This is a genomic window from Sphingomonas sp. PAMC 26605, from assembly GCF_000241485.1.
GTDB lineage: Bacteria > Pseudomonadota > Alphaproteobacteria > Sphingomonadales > Sphingomonadaceae > Sphingomonas.
The window spans coordinates 932,185-948,349 of record NZ_JH584241.1; the positions used below are offsets into that span (position 1 = coordinate 932,185).

12 protein-coding genes are annotated in these 16,165 nt (G+C 68.0%); 3 read left to right on the forward strand and 9 right to left on the reverse strand.

Going from position 1 to position 16,165, the window contains the following annotated elements:
• From RH90_RS04205 to RH90_RS04245, 9 genes are all read right to left on the reverse strand, one after another.
• The coding region (locus RH90_RS04205) for an oxidoreductase (protein WP_081476868.1) at positions 1 to 1,015 on the reverse strand (1,015 nt) is incomplete at its 3' end.
• Positions 1,016 to 1,024: 9 nt separating this feature from the next.
• Positions 1,025 to 2,017 (reverse strand): alpha/beta hydrolase, encoded by a 993-nt coding sequence (locus RH90_RS04210; protein WP_010184081.1) that lies wholly within the window; start codon positions 2,015 to 2,017, stop codon positions 1,025 to 1,027.
• Between the two features lie 74 nt (positions 2,018 to 2,091).
• Complete coding sequence (locus RH90_RS04215; protein WP_010184082.1) at positions 2,092 to 5,049, reverse strand: TonB-dependent receptor; 2,958 nt, start codon at positions 5,047 to 5,049, stop codon at positions 2,092 to 2,094.
• Between the two features lie 219 nt (positions 5,050 to 5,268).
• On the reverse strand, positions 5,269 to 6,837 hold the full coding sequence (locus RH90_RS04220) for a carboxylesterase/lipase family protein (protein ID WP_010184084.1): 1,569 nt from the start codon (positions 6,835 to 6,837) through the stop codon (positions 5,269 to 5,271).
• On the reverse strand, positions 6,824 to 7,828 hold the full coding sequence (locus RH90_RS04225) for a sugar kinase (RefSeq protein ID WP_010184085.1): 1,005 nt from the start codon (positions 7,826 to 7,828) through the stop codon (positions 6,824 to 6,826). Before RH90_RS04225 ends, RH90_RS04220 begins: the two co-directional genes overlap by 14 nt.
• 114 nt (positions 7,829 to 7,942) lie before the next feature.
• A complete protein-coding gene (gene kduD, locus RH90_RS04230) occupies positions 7,943 to 8,695 on the reverse strand; it encodes a 2-dehydro-3-deoxy-D-gluconate 5-dehydrogenase KduD (RefSeq protein WP_010184086.1) in 753 nt (250 codons plus the stop codon).
• Between the two features lie 44 nt (positions 8,696 to 8,739).
• Entirely contained in the window at positions 8,740 to 9,582 is an 843-nt protein-coding gene (kduI, locus tag RH90_RS04235; RefSeq protein WP_010184087.1) for a 5-dehydro-4-deoxy-D-glucuronate isomerase, read from the reverse strand.
• Positions 9,583 to 9,596: 14 nt separating this feature from the next.
• Positions 9,597 to 11,039, reverse strand: a complete 1,443-nt coding sequence (uxaC, locus tag RH90_RS04240) for a glucuronate isomerase (protein WP_029625027.1) — start codon at positions 11,037 to 11,039, stop codon at positions 9,597 to 9,599.
• Positions 11,040 to 11,122: 83 nt separating this feature from the next.
• Positions 11,123 to 12,148, reverse strand: a complete 1,026-nt coding sequence (locus RH90_RS04245) for a LacI family DNA-binding transcriptional regulator (RefSeq protein WP_010184091.1) — start codon at positions 12,146 to 12,148, stop codon at positions 11,123 to 11,125.
• A 127-nt stretch (positions 12,149 to 12,275) separates the two neighbouring features.
• Here RH90_RS04245 and RH90_RS04250 point away from each other — a divergent pair, with 127 nt between their 5' ends.
• From RH90_RS04250 to RH90_RS04260, 3 genes are all read left to right on the forward strand, one after another.
• Positions 12,276 to 13,772 carry a UxaA family hydrolase gene (locus RH90_RS04250; RefSeq protein ID WP_010184092.1) on the forward strand — a complete coding sequence of 499 codons (1,497 nt, stop codon included), beginning with the start codon at positions 12,276 to 12,278 and terminating at the stop codon, positions 13,770 to 13,772.
• The gene (locus RH90_RS04255; RefSeq protein ID WP_010184093.1) at positions 13,769 to 15,208 is read left to right on the forward strand and encodes a mannitol dehydrogenase family protein; all 1,440 of its coding nucleotides are present in this window, start codon (positions 13,769 to 13,771) and stop codon (positions 15,206 to 15,208) included. Before RH90_RS04250 ends, RH90_RS04255 begins: the two co-directional genes overlap by 4 nt.
• Positions 15,209 to 15,316: 108 nt before the next feature.
• Positions 15,317 to 16,111, forward strand: coding sequence for a 2-keto-4-pentenoate hydratase (locus RH90_RS04260; RefSeq protein ID WP_010184094.1), 795 nt, complete (start codon positions 15,317 to 15,319; stop codon positions 16,109 to 16,111).
• The last annotated feature ends 54 nt before the right edge of the window (positions 16,112 to 16,165 follow it).

The following is a 16,165-nucleotide window of genomic DNA, read 5'->3' on the forward strand; positions in this document are numbered from 1 at the left end:
GGGCGAGCCTCCGCCCGCCCGCCGCACTCTCGCGCGCAAGCGCGATCAAGCGCATGACGCTCAGTGCTTCCCCCGCCGGAACCGGCGCTGCGGCGCCTGCGGTAAGCGTCGCCACGACCCCTTCGTAATAGCCCCGCCAGTCGCCGCGTTCGCTCGGCACCGCCCGCGCGACGCCGTCGGCATCGGTCAGCGTGCCATAGGCATCGGGCGCATCCTCCCCGAAGCCAGGCGTCGTCGGCGGCAGCCCCGCGCGCAGCACCGCTTCCTGCGGATCGATGCCATGTTTGACGAAGCTCCCGCCGGTCCCGTGGAGCGCAAAGCGCGGGCGCGGTGCCGCAAGCAGGGTTGCCGCCGAGACGATCACCCGGCGCGCACCATAGTGCAGCGTGAGTTCGAAATAATCCTCGGTCGTTGCCGCCGTGCGCTGCGTGGCCAGATCGGCAGTGAGCGCTTCGGGCATCCCGAACAGCTGCAGCGCCTGGTCGAGCAGATGCGGGCCGAGATCGTTGAGCAGCCCCGCCCCCGCGGTCTCGCGCCAGCCGGGCTTGATCGCCGGGCGAAAGCGGTCCCAGCGCAACTCGGCGAGCGCGATCTCGCCGAGCAGCCCCGCATCAAGCACGGCACGCGCCGTCAGGAAATCTGCATCCCAGCGCCGATTGTGGAACGCCGACAGCATGAGCCCCTTCGCGTCCGCCAGCGCGATCAGCGCGGCACCATCGGCGGGATCGGTCACGAACGGCTTGTCGATCACGACGGGCTTGCCCGCTTCGAGCGCGGCCATGGCGAGCGGCGCGTGGAGATGGTCGGGCGTGGCGATCACCACCAGGCCGATATCCGGATCGGCAAACAGCGCGTCGGCATCGCGCACCGCCTTCGCCTCGGGCCAGTCGCGCGTCACCGCCTCCGCCCGCGACGTCACCACGCTCGCGAGCCGCAACCCCGCAACCGCGCCGATCAGCGGCGCATGGAAGGACGCCCCGGCGAGCCCGTACCCGATCAATCCGACATCTATCATCCGTGCACCCTAGCCGAGCCCCTGCGTCCGTGCCCAGGCCAGAAACAGCTCGGGCCAGGCCTCGGCGGGCTTCCCCATCGCGCGGCGCAGCCCGAAGCCGTGCCCGCCCGCCGTGAAGAGATGCGTTTCGACCGCAATCCGCGCCACCTTGCACGCCGCGCGGAATTCGAGCGTGTTCTCGACCTTGACCGTGGTGTCGTCCTCGGCATGCGCAAGAAAGCACGGCGGCGTCCGCGCCGTCACCGCGTGCGCGGTCGAATGCGCGAGCGCCAGCGTCTCGCTCGCAGCCCGACCGATCAGCAGATCGCGCGATCCGGGATGCGCCAGCTCGGGCGTCATCGCTTGCACCGCATAGATCAACGCCGCGACATCCGGCCGCGCCGCCAGCCGGTCGGCGGCATCGACCGGGCTGTAGACGCGCGCATCGAAACGCGTCGCGAGATCGCCGCAGACGTGCCCGCCCGCCGAAAAGCCCATCGCCGCTACGCGCTCGGGATAGACGCCATAGTCCCGCGCGCGCGACCGGATGACGCGCATCGCGCGCTGCGCATCAGCAAGCGCGACGTCAGGGCCCGCCGCCCAGCCCTCGCCCGGCAAGCGGTAGAAGAGCACGAACACCGTGAAGCCGCGCGCCGCGAGCCAGCGGCCCAGCTCATAGCCCTCCTTGTCGATCACCACGCGCGCATAGCCCCCGCCCGGCGCGACGAGCACCGCCGAGCCGTTGGCGATGCGCGGCCTAAACACGACGAGCCGCGGGCGGCTGATCCCGGTCATTGCGCGATCGGCCAACACCGGATCGGTGCTGCGCTCCTCGACCGTCTCGACCAACGCGCGCGCGGGCGCACCGGGCGCGCCGTGCGGCCACAGGTCGATCGTCTCCTCGGGCTCGGGCAAGCCGGCCACCGCAGCACCCGCCCTCCGCGGAGGTGCAGTCTGCGCGAGCGCGCTGCCCGCCAGCCCGCTCGCCAGGGTCCCGAGTATCGCGCTGCGCCGGTCGAGCATCCAACGGCTCCTGAAAAAGAGACGGACGATGCCGGGGTCCGGCACCGTCCGCGAGGGGAGGAAAGCGTTCGAGGTCAGAGCTTCATGCGTGCGCCGACCAGGATCGTGCGCCCGAAATGGTTGTTCTCGTAATTCCGGTTCGCGTCGAGATCGGTGTAGCGATAGCGATAGGTGTCGGTGAGGTTGGTCCCCTCGATCGACATTTCGAGCCATTTGGTGAAGCGATAGCGCACCGACGCATCGATATTGGTCGTCGCGGTATAGCCTTCGAAGACGTTCCCGGTGCCGCTGTTCTGGTCGACATACGGCCCGCGATAGCTGATCGAGCCGCGCGCGCTGAACTTGGCGTCCTCATAATAAAGCGTGCCGTTGAACGCCTTTTTCGACAGGCCGAACAGCGTCGAGGTGCGCTGCACCGCGGCCGGCGCGACCAGCCGGCAGGTGAACTGCGTCGCGCACACCAGCGTCGACGGTCCGACCACGCCGTAGCTTGCCGTGCTGTCGATGAAGGTCGCGTTGGCGATCCCGCCGAAATTCTTGAGGAAGCCCGGCAGGAACTTGAACGGCGCCTGCACCGACAGTTCGATCCCCTTGAGCGATGCACCGGTCCCGTTGACCGTGGTCGAGATGCTGTAGAGCTGGGTCGGATCGAAATTGATGAACGCGGGCGAGCTCGGCGGAAGCACGGCCTTGGTCAGCCCGGCGTCGGCGAGCGTCCCCGTGATCGTGCTCGACACCGGGAAGCTGTCGATCGATTTCTTGAACAGCGCGATCGAGGCGATCGACTGGGGTGCGAAATACCATTCCAGCGCGAGATCGTAGGCGGTCGCGCGGAACGGATCGAGGAACGGGTTGCCGTTGGTGATCTTGAAGTTGAACCCGTCGACCGACCCGCCCGGCGTCAGATTGCCGAGCGACGGGCGCGTCATCACCTTGGCGACGGCGCCGCGGACGATGATGTTCTCGGTCGGATAGAGCGCGACGTTGAGCGACGGCAGCCAATCGTCATAGTCGCGCTTGACCGTCGCCGCGACGCCGCTGACCAGACCGGCCGAGACCTGGTCGGTCCGCACATAGCGCACCCCCGCATTGAAGGCATAGCGTAAGCCAAACAGCTCGCCCTTGGTGTCGAACTCGAGATAGGCGCCCTTGACCTCTTCGGACACGCTGCGCGTGTTGCCGGGGTCGACGACGAGCGCGCGGTTGTAGAGGTTGGTATAGGCCGCCGCGGCGGGAATGTTGGCGATCGCATATTGCGTCGTGGTCCCGGCGGGCTGCCCGGCGGAACCGAGGCTGACGACATCCGCCAGCGCCGCCGTCACCGGGAAGCCGTAGACCGACCCCGGCGCGATCGCCGAGCTCGGCGAGCAATTGAGCGTGCCGAGCACCAGATCCTTACCGCCATTGCCGCACACCACGGTGTCGCGCGTGAAGCCGACGGTATCGAAGCTGAACTTGCGGTAGACGCCGCCCGCCTTGATCTGGAACCCCTCGGCGACGTCCCACTCGCCGCGCAGCTGCGCGGTACGGAATTTGTTGACCGTGTCGGACGGGCGATCGCGGATTTCGGAGAGCTGATAGCTGGTCGGATCGGCGACGTTGCCGCCGAAGGTCAGCTTGGGGCTCGCCATGTTGGTGTAATCGTATTGATACCCCTGCGCCGCCTTGTTGTCGAACAGGATGGTCGTCTCGACCGGGATGCTCGCGTCGGACTTGGACACGCCGCCGAGCAGCGTGAAGCGGAGCTTGTCGGTGACGTCCTGGTCCCAGGTGCCGCCGATCTGGTAGAATTCGGTGCTCGACTTGCGCAGATAATGTTCGTTGCGGTTGTACGCGTCGTTGAGCGTCGCCGAGATCAGATTGTTGTTCTTGTCATAGACCGGGTTGACCAGATCGATCGACCGCTCGTTGCTGCGCATGAGCACTTCGGCCCATTGCTCCTCGCGCGTTTCCTTGAACTTCGAATAGAGCCCGTCGATCGAGATCCTGGTCTTCTCGGTCGGCGCGAACTGGACGCTCGCGGTCAGGCCGAGCCGTTCGCGGTCATGCTTGATCACGCCGTAGCGCGGGATGCGCGGGTGGAAGGCGAGCGACGCCTTGTCGCACGCCGCGCTCGAGCGATAGACGCCGCCGCTGTTCGACGCGCGTGTCGTGAAGACCTGCGCCGCGCCGGTGCCGGTCGTGTTGAAATAGCACGGTGTGCCGTTGACCGAGTCGAACTGCGCCTGCGCCCAGCGCGTCGTGTTGTTGCCGAGCTCGAGCGTGTCGAGCTTCGAATAGGCGCCCGAAATCGATACGCCGAAGGTCCCGGCGTCGTTGCGCCACGACAGCAGCCCCGCGACGCGCGGGCCGATCGTCTTGGCGAGCGTATTGTACGAACCCTGCACCGACAGCGCGCCGGTGAAGCCCGTTTTCTTGCCGCCGAGCGGGTTGCCCGTGTTGAGATCGACCACCGCGCCGAGCGAGCCTTCGTCGAGCGAGGCTTCGGCGGTCTTGTGGACGACGAGCGAGCTGAACAGTTCGGAGGCGAAGACGTTGAAATCGAATGCGCGGTCGCGGTTTGCGCTGGCGCCATCGGTCGAGGTCGCGACCGTCTCCATCCCGTTGACGCGGACGCGGGTGAATTGCGCGCCCAACCCGCGCACGGTGATCGCGCGGCCTTCGCCCGCGTCGCGCTGGATCGAGATGCCGGGAATGCGCTGGAGCGATTCGGCGAGATTCTGGTCGGGGAACTTCGCGATGTCCTCGGCGACGATCGAATCGACCGCGGCGACCGAGTTCTTCTTCACGTTGAGCGCCGCCTGCAGTGACTGGCGGAAGCCGGTGACGACGATGTCCTGGCCGGTGCTATCGGCGGCGGAATCTGGGGTCGTGTCGGTGGCTTGGCTGTCAACTGGACCCGCGGTGACCGGCTGCGCGGGCGAGCCCGGCGTGGCTTGCGCAAACGCGGCGGCGGGCAGCAGCAAGGCGGCGACGATCGCGCCGGCCGAAACGCCGTGCTGTAGCTTCAAGCTTTTGGAAAGCGTGCTCATATCTCATCCCCCCTAACCGCCGCGCGTTGTCGCGGAGCGGTGATTGACACCGGTTGCTGCGCCGGCTCCTTGGCGGAGCTTCGGAACAGCGAGCGGGAGAGGGAATTCTACGCCGCGACGGCGCGTGACTCCTCTCCTGCGCGACGGTCGCTCTGCGGCGATCTCGTCCTGGCGCTATGAATGTCCATTTTGGTAACCGGTGTCAACGACGTTTTTGAGTCAGCTGCCAGGCTGGATGTAGGGGACGCGCGCGAACAGTTCGCGCTGCCAGCGGCGCGGATCGTCGGCGCGCTGGGGGACGCTGTCGATCATCATCGTCGCACGTTGGGCGAGCCCGTAGCGCGGCCATTCGGGCAGGCCTGGATGGTTCGGATCGCCGGTCTTGGCGAAGGCAACGAAGCTGTCCTGCAACGCGCGCGATGCGGCCCGTGCGTCGGCGCCCGTGCCGGTCTGCGACCCGCGCGCGCCGAGCGTGCCGAACGCTAGCGGAATGTCCATCGTATGAAAGGCGCCGCGCCGCGGATCGGTGCGCGAGCCGAAATTGACCTGATAGACCCAGGCCGGCGCCCCGGCTTGCGCGCGCGCCTCGGCCTCGATCACCTGACCGCGCCAGCTCCGCCCGGCGGTGGTCGCACCGTAGAACACATCGACCGGCGACCAGTCGGGGAAATGGGCGCGATATTGCGCGACGACCCATTCTGGGAGGATATCGATCCGCAGTTCGGGCGCCATCCGGGCGGCGATATTGTCCCAGCTGAGGCCTTTGATCTTGGGACCGTCGATCGCGATGAAGCCGCGCGTCTCGTCGCGGACATTTCCCAGGATCAGCGGAATACCGAGCCCCTGCGGATTGGCGTCGGGCCAGAAGGGATGCCGCTCGAGCCATTTCATGTCGAGCACCGGGCCGAAATAGACCCCGCCGCCGAGGATCGGATCGGTCGCATCGAGCGCGGCGACGAGCCGCTCGGGCGGCATCGCAAGCAACGGTGCCAGGTTATGCTCGTCGACCCCGAGCTTGCCGAGATAGGCGCGCGCGCGCGCGGTCGCGTTCAGCGGGCCCGAGGCGGTGACCTGCTGCCCGCTCATCGTCGCGGCGCGCTGGAACAGCCCGCGCGCGGCGGGCATGCCCATCATTGTGGCGATCTTGGCCCCGCCGCCCGACTGGCCGAACACCATCACGCGGTTCGGATCGCCGCCGAACGCCGCGATATTGTCGCGCACCCATTTCAGCGCGAGGATCAGGTCGAGCTGCCCGGCATTGCCGCTATCGGCAAAGCGCGGGTCAAAGCGCGCCAAGTACAGATAGCCGAGCGCGTTGAGCCGGTGGTTGACCGTCACGACCACGACATCGCCACGCGCCGCGAGCGGTGCGCCGTCGTTGAGCGGATCGGTGACGCTGCCGCCGGAATAGGCACCGCCATGGATGTAGAGCATCACCGGCTTGGCGCGCGCCGCGCTGGGGTCGGTCCAGATGTTGAGAAACAGACAGTCTTCCGACTGTGGCCCGTACAGCGTCCCCGATTGCGGTGCGACCGCGCCGAACTGGTCGGCGCGATGGACGTCGCTGCCGTAGCGGAACGGCGTCGGCGCGCGGAAGCGCTCGGCGCGGCCGTAGCGGATCCCGCGATACGCGACCGTTTCCCCCGAGCGGACCCCCTCGAAGCGGCCCGCCTGACACGCGATCACGCGCGGCGTAGCCGTCGCCGCGCGCAGTCCGCTCGCGCCGATCGCCAAGGTTGCAACGCCGCTGCCGAGCAGCGCGCGCCGCGTCAGCTCAGCGCCGGACATCGAGCCCGCCCGCGAGATAGGCATCGATGTCGGCCTGGCGGAACAGCGAAGCGTCGCCGGGCAGCGAATGCTTCAACGCAGCGAGCGCAAGGCCCGTCTTGGCCGCTTCGCCAATGTCACCGCCGCGTCGCAGCGCGTGGAGCACGCCGGCCGCAAACGCATCGCCGCCGCCGATCCGGTCGACGATCCCGGCGAGCACGACCTCGTCGGTCTGCGCATGGCCCTGGCGCGTATCGATTCGCGCGGACAGGCGGTGGAGATCGACATGCTCGACGTGGCGCGCCGTGGAGGCGATCGTCTGGAGCTTTGGGAACGCTTCGAACGCGGCCTCGACCGCTTCGCGTCGCCGATCCTCGCCATCGCTGCCGAAATCGCGATCGAGCAGCAGCGCGATGTCGCGGTGGTTGCCGAACAGCAGATCGGCGTGCGCGACCAATTGCGTCAAGATGCCGCGCGGGTCGCTGTCCCAGCGCTCCCACAATTTGCCGCGCCAATTGCCGTCGAACGAGATCGCGATGCCCTTGGCGGCGGCGGCTTGCGCCGCGGCGATCGCGCTGGCGGCAGGGACTGGCCCGAGCGCGGGGGTGATGCCCGACAGATGCAAGCGGTCGACGCCGTCTAGCAATGCGTCCCAATCCCATGCTTCGGTCGGCGTTTCGGCGAAGGACGTGTAAGCCCGGTCGTAGATCACCTCGGTCGCGCGCAGGCCGGCGCCCGAGGTGACGAAATACAGCCCCATCCGCTCGCCGCGCAGCAGGACGCCCGTGGTATCGACCCCCGAACCGCGCAGGCTGGTCAGCGCCGCGCGGCCGAGATCGTTGTCGGGCACCGCACTCGCGACCGCGACATCGTGCCCGAGTCGGGCGAGCGCGCTGGCGACATTGGCTTCGGCGCCGGCGATCCACACGTCGAGCTTCGGCGTCTGCATCAGCAGCTCGCGCCCGGGTGGCGACAGGCGCAGCATGAGTTCGCCGAATGCCAGAAACGTCATGTCACCCAATCCCCAACCGTCACCCCGGCCTCGTGCCGGGGTCCACTCCTAAACTCGACCCCCCGCATGCGGCGCGGTGGACCCCGGCACAAGGCCGGGGTGACGGTTGAAGGCTCAGCGCGCCAGCCAGCCGCCATCGACCGCCAGGATATGCCCTTGCACATAGGCCGCCGCCGCGCTGCACAGAAACACCGCCGCGCCGCCGAGATCGCTCGCATCGCCCCATTTGCCCGCCGGGATGCGCTCGAGGATCGAGCGGTTGCGATTTTCGTCGGCCTGCAGCGCCGCAGTATTGTTGGTCGCGATATAGCCCGGCGCGATCGCGTTGACGTTGATCCCCTTTGCCGCCCATTCGTTCGCGAGCAGCTTGGTGAGGCCGCCGATCCCGCTCTTCGACGCGGTGTAGCTCGGCACGCGGATGCCGCCCTGGAAGGTCAGCATCGAGGCGATATTGACGATCTTGCCGCCACCATTCGCGATCATGTGGCGCCCGGCCGCCTGGCACAGGAAGAACACCGACTTGAGGTTGGTGTCGATCACCGCGTCCCAATCCTGCTCGGTGAAATCGACCGCGTCAGCGCGGCGGATGATGCCGGCATTGTTGATGAGGATGTCGAGCCCGCCGAGCTTGTCCACGGTTTCGTCCACGACTCTTTGCACAGGCTCGATCGTCGACAGATCGGCCGAGACGATCTCCGCGCGCCGCCCGAGCGCGCGGATCTGCTGGACGGTGTCCTCGGCCGGGGTGCGGCCGACACAGGCGACATCGGCGCCGGCCGCGGCGAGCGCAACGGCGATCGCCTGGCCGATGCCGGTGTTGGCGCCGGTGACGATGGCGACCTTGCCGGTGAGATCGAAGGGATTCATTCGTCTTCTCCTCCCCTCCCGCAAGCGGGAGGGGAGCAGGAAGATCACGCCAGCTGGCAGATATCCAGCACGCTCATGTCGGTATAATCCTGGTTCTCGCCCGCCATCGCCCAAATGAAGGCATAGGCCTTGGTGCCCGACCCCATATGGATCGACCAGGGCGGCGAGATCACGGCTTCCTCGTTTGCCATGACGATGTGGCGCGTCGCTTCGCCCTCGCCCATGTAATGGAACACGCGGTCCTTATCGAGATCGTCGAGTTCGAAATAGAAATAGATCTCGCTGCGGCGCTCGTGGATGTGCGGGGGCATCGTGTTCCACACCGAACCCGGCTTGAGCACGGTCAGGCCCATCACCAGCTGCGCGCTGTCGCAGATGCCGGGGATGACCATCTGGTAGATCGTCCGCTCGTTCGATTCGGCGAGGGTCCCGCGCTCGAGCGCGGTCGCATCGGCGACCGAGATCATCCGCGTGGTGAACGCCTTGTGCGCGGGGCACGACGCCAGATAGAAACGCGCGCCCTCGCCCGAGAACTGCACGTCCTTCGCGCCCATCGTGACGTAGAGGCAATCCTTGTTGCCGAGCGTGAAGGTCTTTCCATCGACGGTCACCACGCCCTCGGCGCTGCCGACATTGACCACCGCGAGCTCACGCCGCTCGAGGAACGGATGCCCCGCCGCCGAGGCCGGCTCGGTCTGGTCGGGCAGCTTGACCGCACCGCCCGCGACTGCCACGCCGCCGATCACGAAGCGGTCGGCATGCGTGTAGTTGAGCACGCACTCACCGGCGCGGAATAGATCCTGGATCAGGTAGCGATCGCGCAGTTCGTCATTCGAGACGCATTCCATCATGTCGGGATGCGTGGCGTAATAGGTACGGTCGAACATGGGGCTCTCCGGGGTCAGGCCGCCTTGGCGGCAGCTTCGGGTTGGTCGATACGGTAAGCGCGGCGGACGAGGCCGCTGGTGAGTTCGTGCGCGAGCTCGGCGGCTTCCCAATCCTCGAGCCGGTGCTCGGCGACGAGCTGTGCGAGGAAACCGCAATCGATCCGTCGCGCGACGTCGTGCCGCGCCGGGATCGACAGGAAAGCGCGCGTGTCGTCGTTGAAGCCGACGGTGTTGTAGAAGCCCGCGGTCTCGGTGGTCATCTCGCGGAAGCGGCGCATCCCCTCGGGGCTGTCATGGAACCACCATGACGGTCCGAGCTTGAGGCACGGATAATGGCCCGCGAGTGGCGCCAGCTCTCTCGCGTAGACGGTCTCGTCGAGCGTGAAGAGGATGATCGACAGCGCGGTCGACGTACCGAAGCGATCGAGCAGCGGTTTCAACGCGTGAACGTAGTCGGTGCGCATCGGGATGTCGGCGCCCTTGTCGCGGCCGTGGCTCGCGAACAGGCCGGCATTGTGGTTGCGGAAACTCCCCGGGTGGATCTGCATCACCATCCCGTCGTCAATCGACATCGCCGCCATCTCGGTCAGCATCTGCGCGCGGAACAGCTCGGCGTCGGCCGGGGTCCAGGTCCCGCCGACGATTTTCCCGAACAGCGCCTCGGCCTCGACTGGCGAGAGGTTGGCGGTGGCGGCAGTCGGATGGCCGTGGTCGGTCGCGGTCGCGCCCGCCGCGCGGAAATCGGCGCGGCGCTTGCGGTGCGCGGCAAGGTAGCCGGTCCAGCTATGGACGTCCTCGCCGGTCAACTCGGCGAAGCGCGTCATCGCGCGGCCGAACTGCTCGTGCTCGACGTCGATCACGCCGTCGGGGCGATAGGTCGTGACGACGCGGCCCTGCCAGCCCGATGCGCGGATGCGATGATGCGCGCCGAGATCGTCCTGCGGGCCCTCGGTCGTCGCGAGGAAATCGATCTTGAAGCGATCGAACAACGCACGCGGCCGGAACGCCGGGCTGGCGAGCTTCTCGGCGATCGTGTCGTAATACAGATCGGCGGTGCTTGCCTCGAGCGCGACATCGAAGCCGAACACTTCGGCAAAGACATGATCGAGCCAAATTCGCGACGGCGTACCGCGGAACAGGTGGACGTTCTGCGCGAACAGCCGCCACGCTTCGCGCGGATCGGTCGCGGGGACGCCGGCGCGGCGCGGGATCGCCAGCGCATCGAGGTCGATCCCCTGGCTGTAAAGCATGCGGAAGATGTAGTGATCGGGCGCGAGCAGCAGCGCGGTCGCATCGCTCCACGGCGCATCGTCGGCGAACCAGCCGGCATCGGTATGGCCGTGCGGGCTGACGATCGGCAGGTCGGCGATCTCGGCGTAGAGCGTGCGCGCGATCGCACGGGTCGACGGGTCGCTCGGAAACAGACGGTCAGGGTTCAAGTCGAGTGGTCGTGTCATCATCTTCTCCCTTCCCGCTCGGCTTTTGCGGGCTTGGTAACCGGTGTCAGGGTGTCTCGCAAGATCGCAGCGCGGGAAATTCTTTAATGGCTCGGCGCCGCCACCGAGGCGCGACGGATCAGCGTCGACAGGAACAGCGACGGCTCCTCGACGATCTCCTCGCCGTCGAGCCCCGCGGTCAACTTCAGCGCGGCGGAGCGCGCCATCGATGCGATCGGCCACCGCACCGTCGTCAAGGGCGGCCAGACATGCGCGGCGACGGGCGTATCGTCGAACCCGACGATCGACAGGTCCTTCGGGATATCGAGTCCCCGCTGGCGCGCGGCGTGCATCACGCCCGCCGCCATCTCGTCATTGCACGAGAAGATCGCGGTCGGCCGCGGCATCAGGTCGAGCAGCCGCTCAGCCGCGGTCAGCCCCGATTCGAACGTATAGGTCCCATCGGCGATCATGCTGCGCGGGAGCGCGATGCCGGCATTGGCGAGCGCCTGTTCGAACCCCAGCCGCCGCTCGCGCGCCGAGCGGAAGCCGTGCGGCCCGGCGATCAGCCCGATTCGGCGATGCCCCTGCGCGATCAGGAATTCGGTCGCGCCGCGTACCGCCTCGCAATCGTTCGACGCGACCATGTGATCGTCGTCGTCGAGCCGCGCCGATCCCATCCGGACGTAGCGACAGCCGATCTCGGCGCAGAGCTGCGCGATCGTGTCGTTCTCGCTGATCGGCGGGAGCAGGACGAGCCCGAACAGCCGCTGCCGCTCGAGGAAATGGCGCAGATCGACCAGCATCGTCGGCGAGCCGCGATCGACCGGGCGCACGACCAGCTCGAATTCGGTGCCGTGCAGCGCTTCGAGAATGCCCTGCTGGACGTTCATCACCATCTGCGCGTTGGGATTGTCGTGGACCAGCCCGATCAGGAAATTGCGGCGCAGCGCAAGCGCGCGTGCCTGCGGGTTGGGAATATAGGCGAGTTCGGCGATGACGTCCTCGACGCGCCGCCGCGTATCGTCGTTGAGCAGCGGCGAGCGGTTGATCACGCGGCTGACGGTCTTCTTCGAAACGCCCGCAATCCGCGCGACATCGTTGATCGTCGGTTGTCCGCTGCTCTTCATCGCTCCTCGCATACCCGTGCAGGGGTCGGCTTGGCTAGTGGCCTGACCATCGCGCGCCCATCACGCCCTTGCCAAGCCGCCGCCGTCTGGGGCAAGGCGATGATACCGGTTACCAAAAGGCCTTGCCGTGCCCAAAGCGCTTCTGATCGATCCCACCGACAGCGTCGCGACGCTGGTAGAGCCGGCGCACGCCGGCGATACGCTGCTGTTCGGCGTGCATCCCGTGATCGCGTTGAGCGACGTTCCGAGCGGCCACAAGGTCGCGGTCGTACCGATCATGCGCGGGACGCCGGTGCTCAAGTTCGGCTTCCCGATCGGCACCGCCACCGCCGATATCGCGGTCGGCGCGCATGTCCATTCGCACAATCTCGCGACCGCGCTCGACGGCACGCTCGACTATCGCTTCACACCGGGCGCGGTCGCCGCGCCGCCGGGCGGATCCGACCGCGCAACCTTTGAGGGGTATCCGCGCGCCGACGGCCGGGTGGCGACGCGCAACGAGATCTGGGTGCTGCCGACCGTCGGCTGCGTCGCGCGCACCGCGACGCGGATCGCCGCGCTCGCCGACGCGGCGCTGGCGCGGGAGACCGGCGACGGCATGGTCGATGGCGTGCACGCCTTCACGCATCCGTTCGGCTGTTCGCAGCTCGGCGACGATCTCGACGGCACGCGCAGCATCCTTGCCGCGCTCGCCTGCCACCCCAATGCCGGTGGCGTGCTGATCGTCGGGCTGGGCTGCGAATCGAACCAGATCGCGGCGTTGCTCGAGGAAATCCCGGCGACGCGGCGGCCGATGGTCCGCACGCTGGTAACGCAGCTTGCCGGCGACGAGATCGACGAAGGCGTCGCCAAGGTCGCCAAGCTCGTCACGCTCGCGCGCGCCGGGCGCAGCACGGTCGGGCTCGACCGGCTCGTGCTCGGCGTCAAATGCGGCGGGTCGGACGGACTGTCGGGGCTGACCGCGAACCCGCTCGTCGGGCGGATCAGCGAGCGCGTCGTCGCGGCGGGCGGCAGCGTCGTGCTGACCGAGATCCCCGAAATGTTCGGCGCCGAACGCCTGCTGATGGACCGCGCGACCGACGAAACCGTGTTCGATGGCATCGTCACGATGGTCAACGGTTTCAAACGCTATTTCCTCGACCATAACGAGCCGGTTTCGGAGAACCCCTCGCCGGGTAACGTCGCCGGCGGAATCACCACGCTGGAGGAGAAATCGCTCGGTGCGGTGCAGAAGGCGGGTCGCGCGGCGGTGTCGCAAGTGCTGGCCTATGGCGGGCGGGTTTCGGCGACGGGGCTGACGCTGCTCGAAGCGCCCGGCAACGATGCCGTGTCGTGTACCGCGCTCGCTGCGGCGGGCGCGACCGCGATCCTGTTCACGACCGGGCGCGGGACGCCGCTCGGCTTCCCGGTGCCGACGCTCAAGATTGCGTCGAACAGCGACCTGGCGATGCGCAAGCCCGGCTGGATCGACTTCGATGCCGGCGCAGTGCTCGAGCACGGCTTCGCCCCGGTTGCCGAGGACCTCGCCGGGACGCTATGCGCGATCGCCTCGGGGGCTGCGACCGCGGCCGAACGCAATGGCGAACGCGAGATCGCGATCTGGAAACGGGGTGTCACGCTGTGAACCGACTCGACTATGCCGCGCTCGACGCGCTTCCCGCCGCGATCGCCCGGCCCAGCCGCAGCGCGCCACCCGCGACCGGGATCGTCCATTTCGGCCCCGGCGCATTCCACCGCGCGCATCAGGCGGTCTATGTCGACACGCTGCTTGAGCACGATCCGAGCTGGGGAATCGCCGCCGTCTCGCTGCGCAGCGCGGGCACGGTCGAGGCGCTCTCGGCGCAGCAGGGGCTCTACACGCTCGCGATCCGCGATGCCGCATCGGCGTTCCGCGTGATCGGCGCGCACAGCCGCTTTCTCGGCCCCGACGATGCCACTGAAACGCAGGCCCTGCTCGCCGACCCGGCGGTAAAGCTGATCACGACGACGGTGACCGAGAAAGGATATTGTCTGGCGGCGGATGGCAGTCTCGATCCTGCGCATCCCGACGTGGTGCATGATCTGGCCGCACCGGCGGTGCCGCGCAGCGTGATCGGCTGGATCGTCGGCGGGCTTGCCGCGCGACGGGCGGCGGGGACCGCGCCGTTCGTGATGATGCCGTGCGACAACCTCGCCAACAACGGCGCCAAGGTGAAGGCCGCGCTGGTGGCGTTCGCCGCCGCGACCGACGCGGACCTCGCCGCCTGGATCGCGGCGGAAGTCCTCGTCCCCGGCACGATGGTCGATTCGATCACGCCCGCCAGCGATGCCGCGTTGTACGAGACCGTCGCCGCCGCGCTCGGCGTCGAGGATCGCGCCGCGGTCCAGCGCGAGGCGTTCACGCAATGGGTGATCGAAGATGTCGGCTCCCCCGTCTGCGCAGCACTCGCGCGCGCCGGCGCGACGCTGACCGACAATGTCGCGGGCTATGAGCAGGCCAAGCTGCGCGTGCTCAACGGATCGCATTCGACGCTCGCTTATGCCGGGCTGCTGCGCGGCCATGCCAGCGTGTCCGAGGCGATGGGCGATGCCGCACTCGCCGGCTTCGTCGATGCGATGATCCGCAAGGATATCATCCCGACGCTTCAGCCGGTCGCCGGGCTCGACCAGGATTCGTATCGCGAAGCCGTGCTCGCGCGCTTCCGCAACCCGGTGATCGTCCACCGGCTCGACCAGATCGCCGGCGATGGCAGCCAGAAGATCCCGTATCGGCTCGGCGATACGCTCGCCGCGCACCGCGCGCGCGGCGCGATGCCGCAGCATGTCGTCGTGGCGCTCGGCTGCTGGGTCGCCTTCCTGATGCAGCGCGCGCGCGCCGGGGTGCCGATCATCGATCCGGCGGGCGCTGCTCTCGCCAGCGCGGCTGCCGAGGGGGACGCCGCGAGCGTGCTCGATCGGTTGATGGCCGCCATACTTGGCTTCTCGGGCGACCTCGCGAGCGATCCCGACACGCGTGCGGCGATCGCCCGCGCTGCCCAGTCGGCCTTCGACGGGGACTGGGCGATCCTTTCGGGCGACTGAGCGCGCCGGGGGAAACGCGATCCATCGCACACCCTCTTGTCAATGACACCGGTTTCCCATACCCACGGCGCAGAAGCCGAAAGAACGGCGCAGGGGGGATTGCGGCACGTGACGTCCGACACCGGTCAAACCAACATTAGCCGAATCGCGAACGAATTCGTCGCCGCGCGGCGCAACGCGACGGCGCTCGTCGAGTATCCGGGTACGATGCCCGCCGCGCTCGCCGAGGCCTATGCGATGCAGGACGCGGCGATCGCGCTGACCGACAAGCCGATCGCCGGCTGGAAGGTCGGGCGGATCAACCCACCGATCGAGGGCACCGACCGTCTCGCCGGGCCGATCTTCGCCGACCAGACCTTTGACGCGGGCGACACGCCGCGCGCGATGCCCGTCTTCGAAGGCGGATTCGCCGCGGCCGAGGCCGAATTCCTGCTCCGCATCGGCACCGCGCCCGACCCCGCCAAGCACGACTATACGCTCGCCGAGGCGACCGCGCTGATCGACCGCGTCTGCGTCGGCATCGAGATCGCGAGCTCGCCGTTCGGCGGGATCAACGATCACGGCGCTGGCGTCACGATTTCGGATTTCGGCAACAATAACGGGCTCGTCATCGGCGCCGATATCGCCGACTGGCGCGCGCTCGATCTCAACGCGTGGGACGTCGAGCTGACGATCGACGGCGCGACGACCGGCGTGGCGACCGCCGCGACGATGCTCGACGGTCCGTTCGGCGCGGCGCGCTTCCTGTTCGAGCTGATGGCGGCGCGCGGGATCGCGCTGTCGGCAGGACAATGGATCTCGACCGGTGCGGTCAGCGGCGTGCATCCCGTCGGAATCGGCGCGAACGTCGTCGCGATCTTCGATAACCGCCTCCGCGTGGAGTGCAGCATCTCCGCGCAATAAGACCGACCCGACATTTGCGGACAAGGCCCAGCATAGGGCCGCCGACAGGAGAGT

Coding starts and splice junctions, on each gene's coding strand:
- RH90_RS04210 (WP_010184081.1), bottom strand. CDS start 2,017: ATGCTCGACCGGCGCAGCGCGATACTCGGGACCCTGGCGAGCGGGCTG.
- RH90_RS04215 (WP_010184082.1), bottom strand. CDS start 5,049: ATGAGCACGCTTTCCAAAAGCTTGAAGCTACAGCACGGCGTTTCGGCC.
- RH90_RS04220 (WP_010184084.1), bottom strand. CDS start 6,837: ATGTCCGGCGCTGAGCTGACGCGGCGCGCGCTGCTCGGCAGCGGCGTT.
- RH90_RS04225 (WP_010184085.1), bottom strand. CDS start 7,828: ATGACGTTTCTGGCATTCGGCGAACTCATGCTGCGCCTGTCGCCACCC.
- kduD (WP_010184086.1), bottom strand. CDS start 8,695: ATGAATCCCTTCGATCTCACCGGCAAGGTCGCCATCGTCACCGGCGCC.
- kduI (WP_010184087.1), bottom strand. CDS start 9,582: ATGTTCGACCGTACCTATTACGCCACGCATCCCGACATGATGGAATGC.
- uxaC (WP_029625027.1), bottom strand. CDS start 11,039: ATGACACGACCACTCGACTTGAACCCTGACCGTCTGTTTCCGAGCGAC.
- RH90_RS04245 (WP_010184091.1), bottom strand. CDS start 12,148: ATGAAGAGCAGCGGACAACCGACGATCAACGATGTCGCGCGGATTGCG.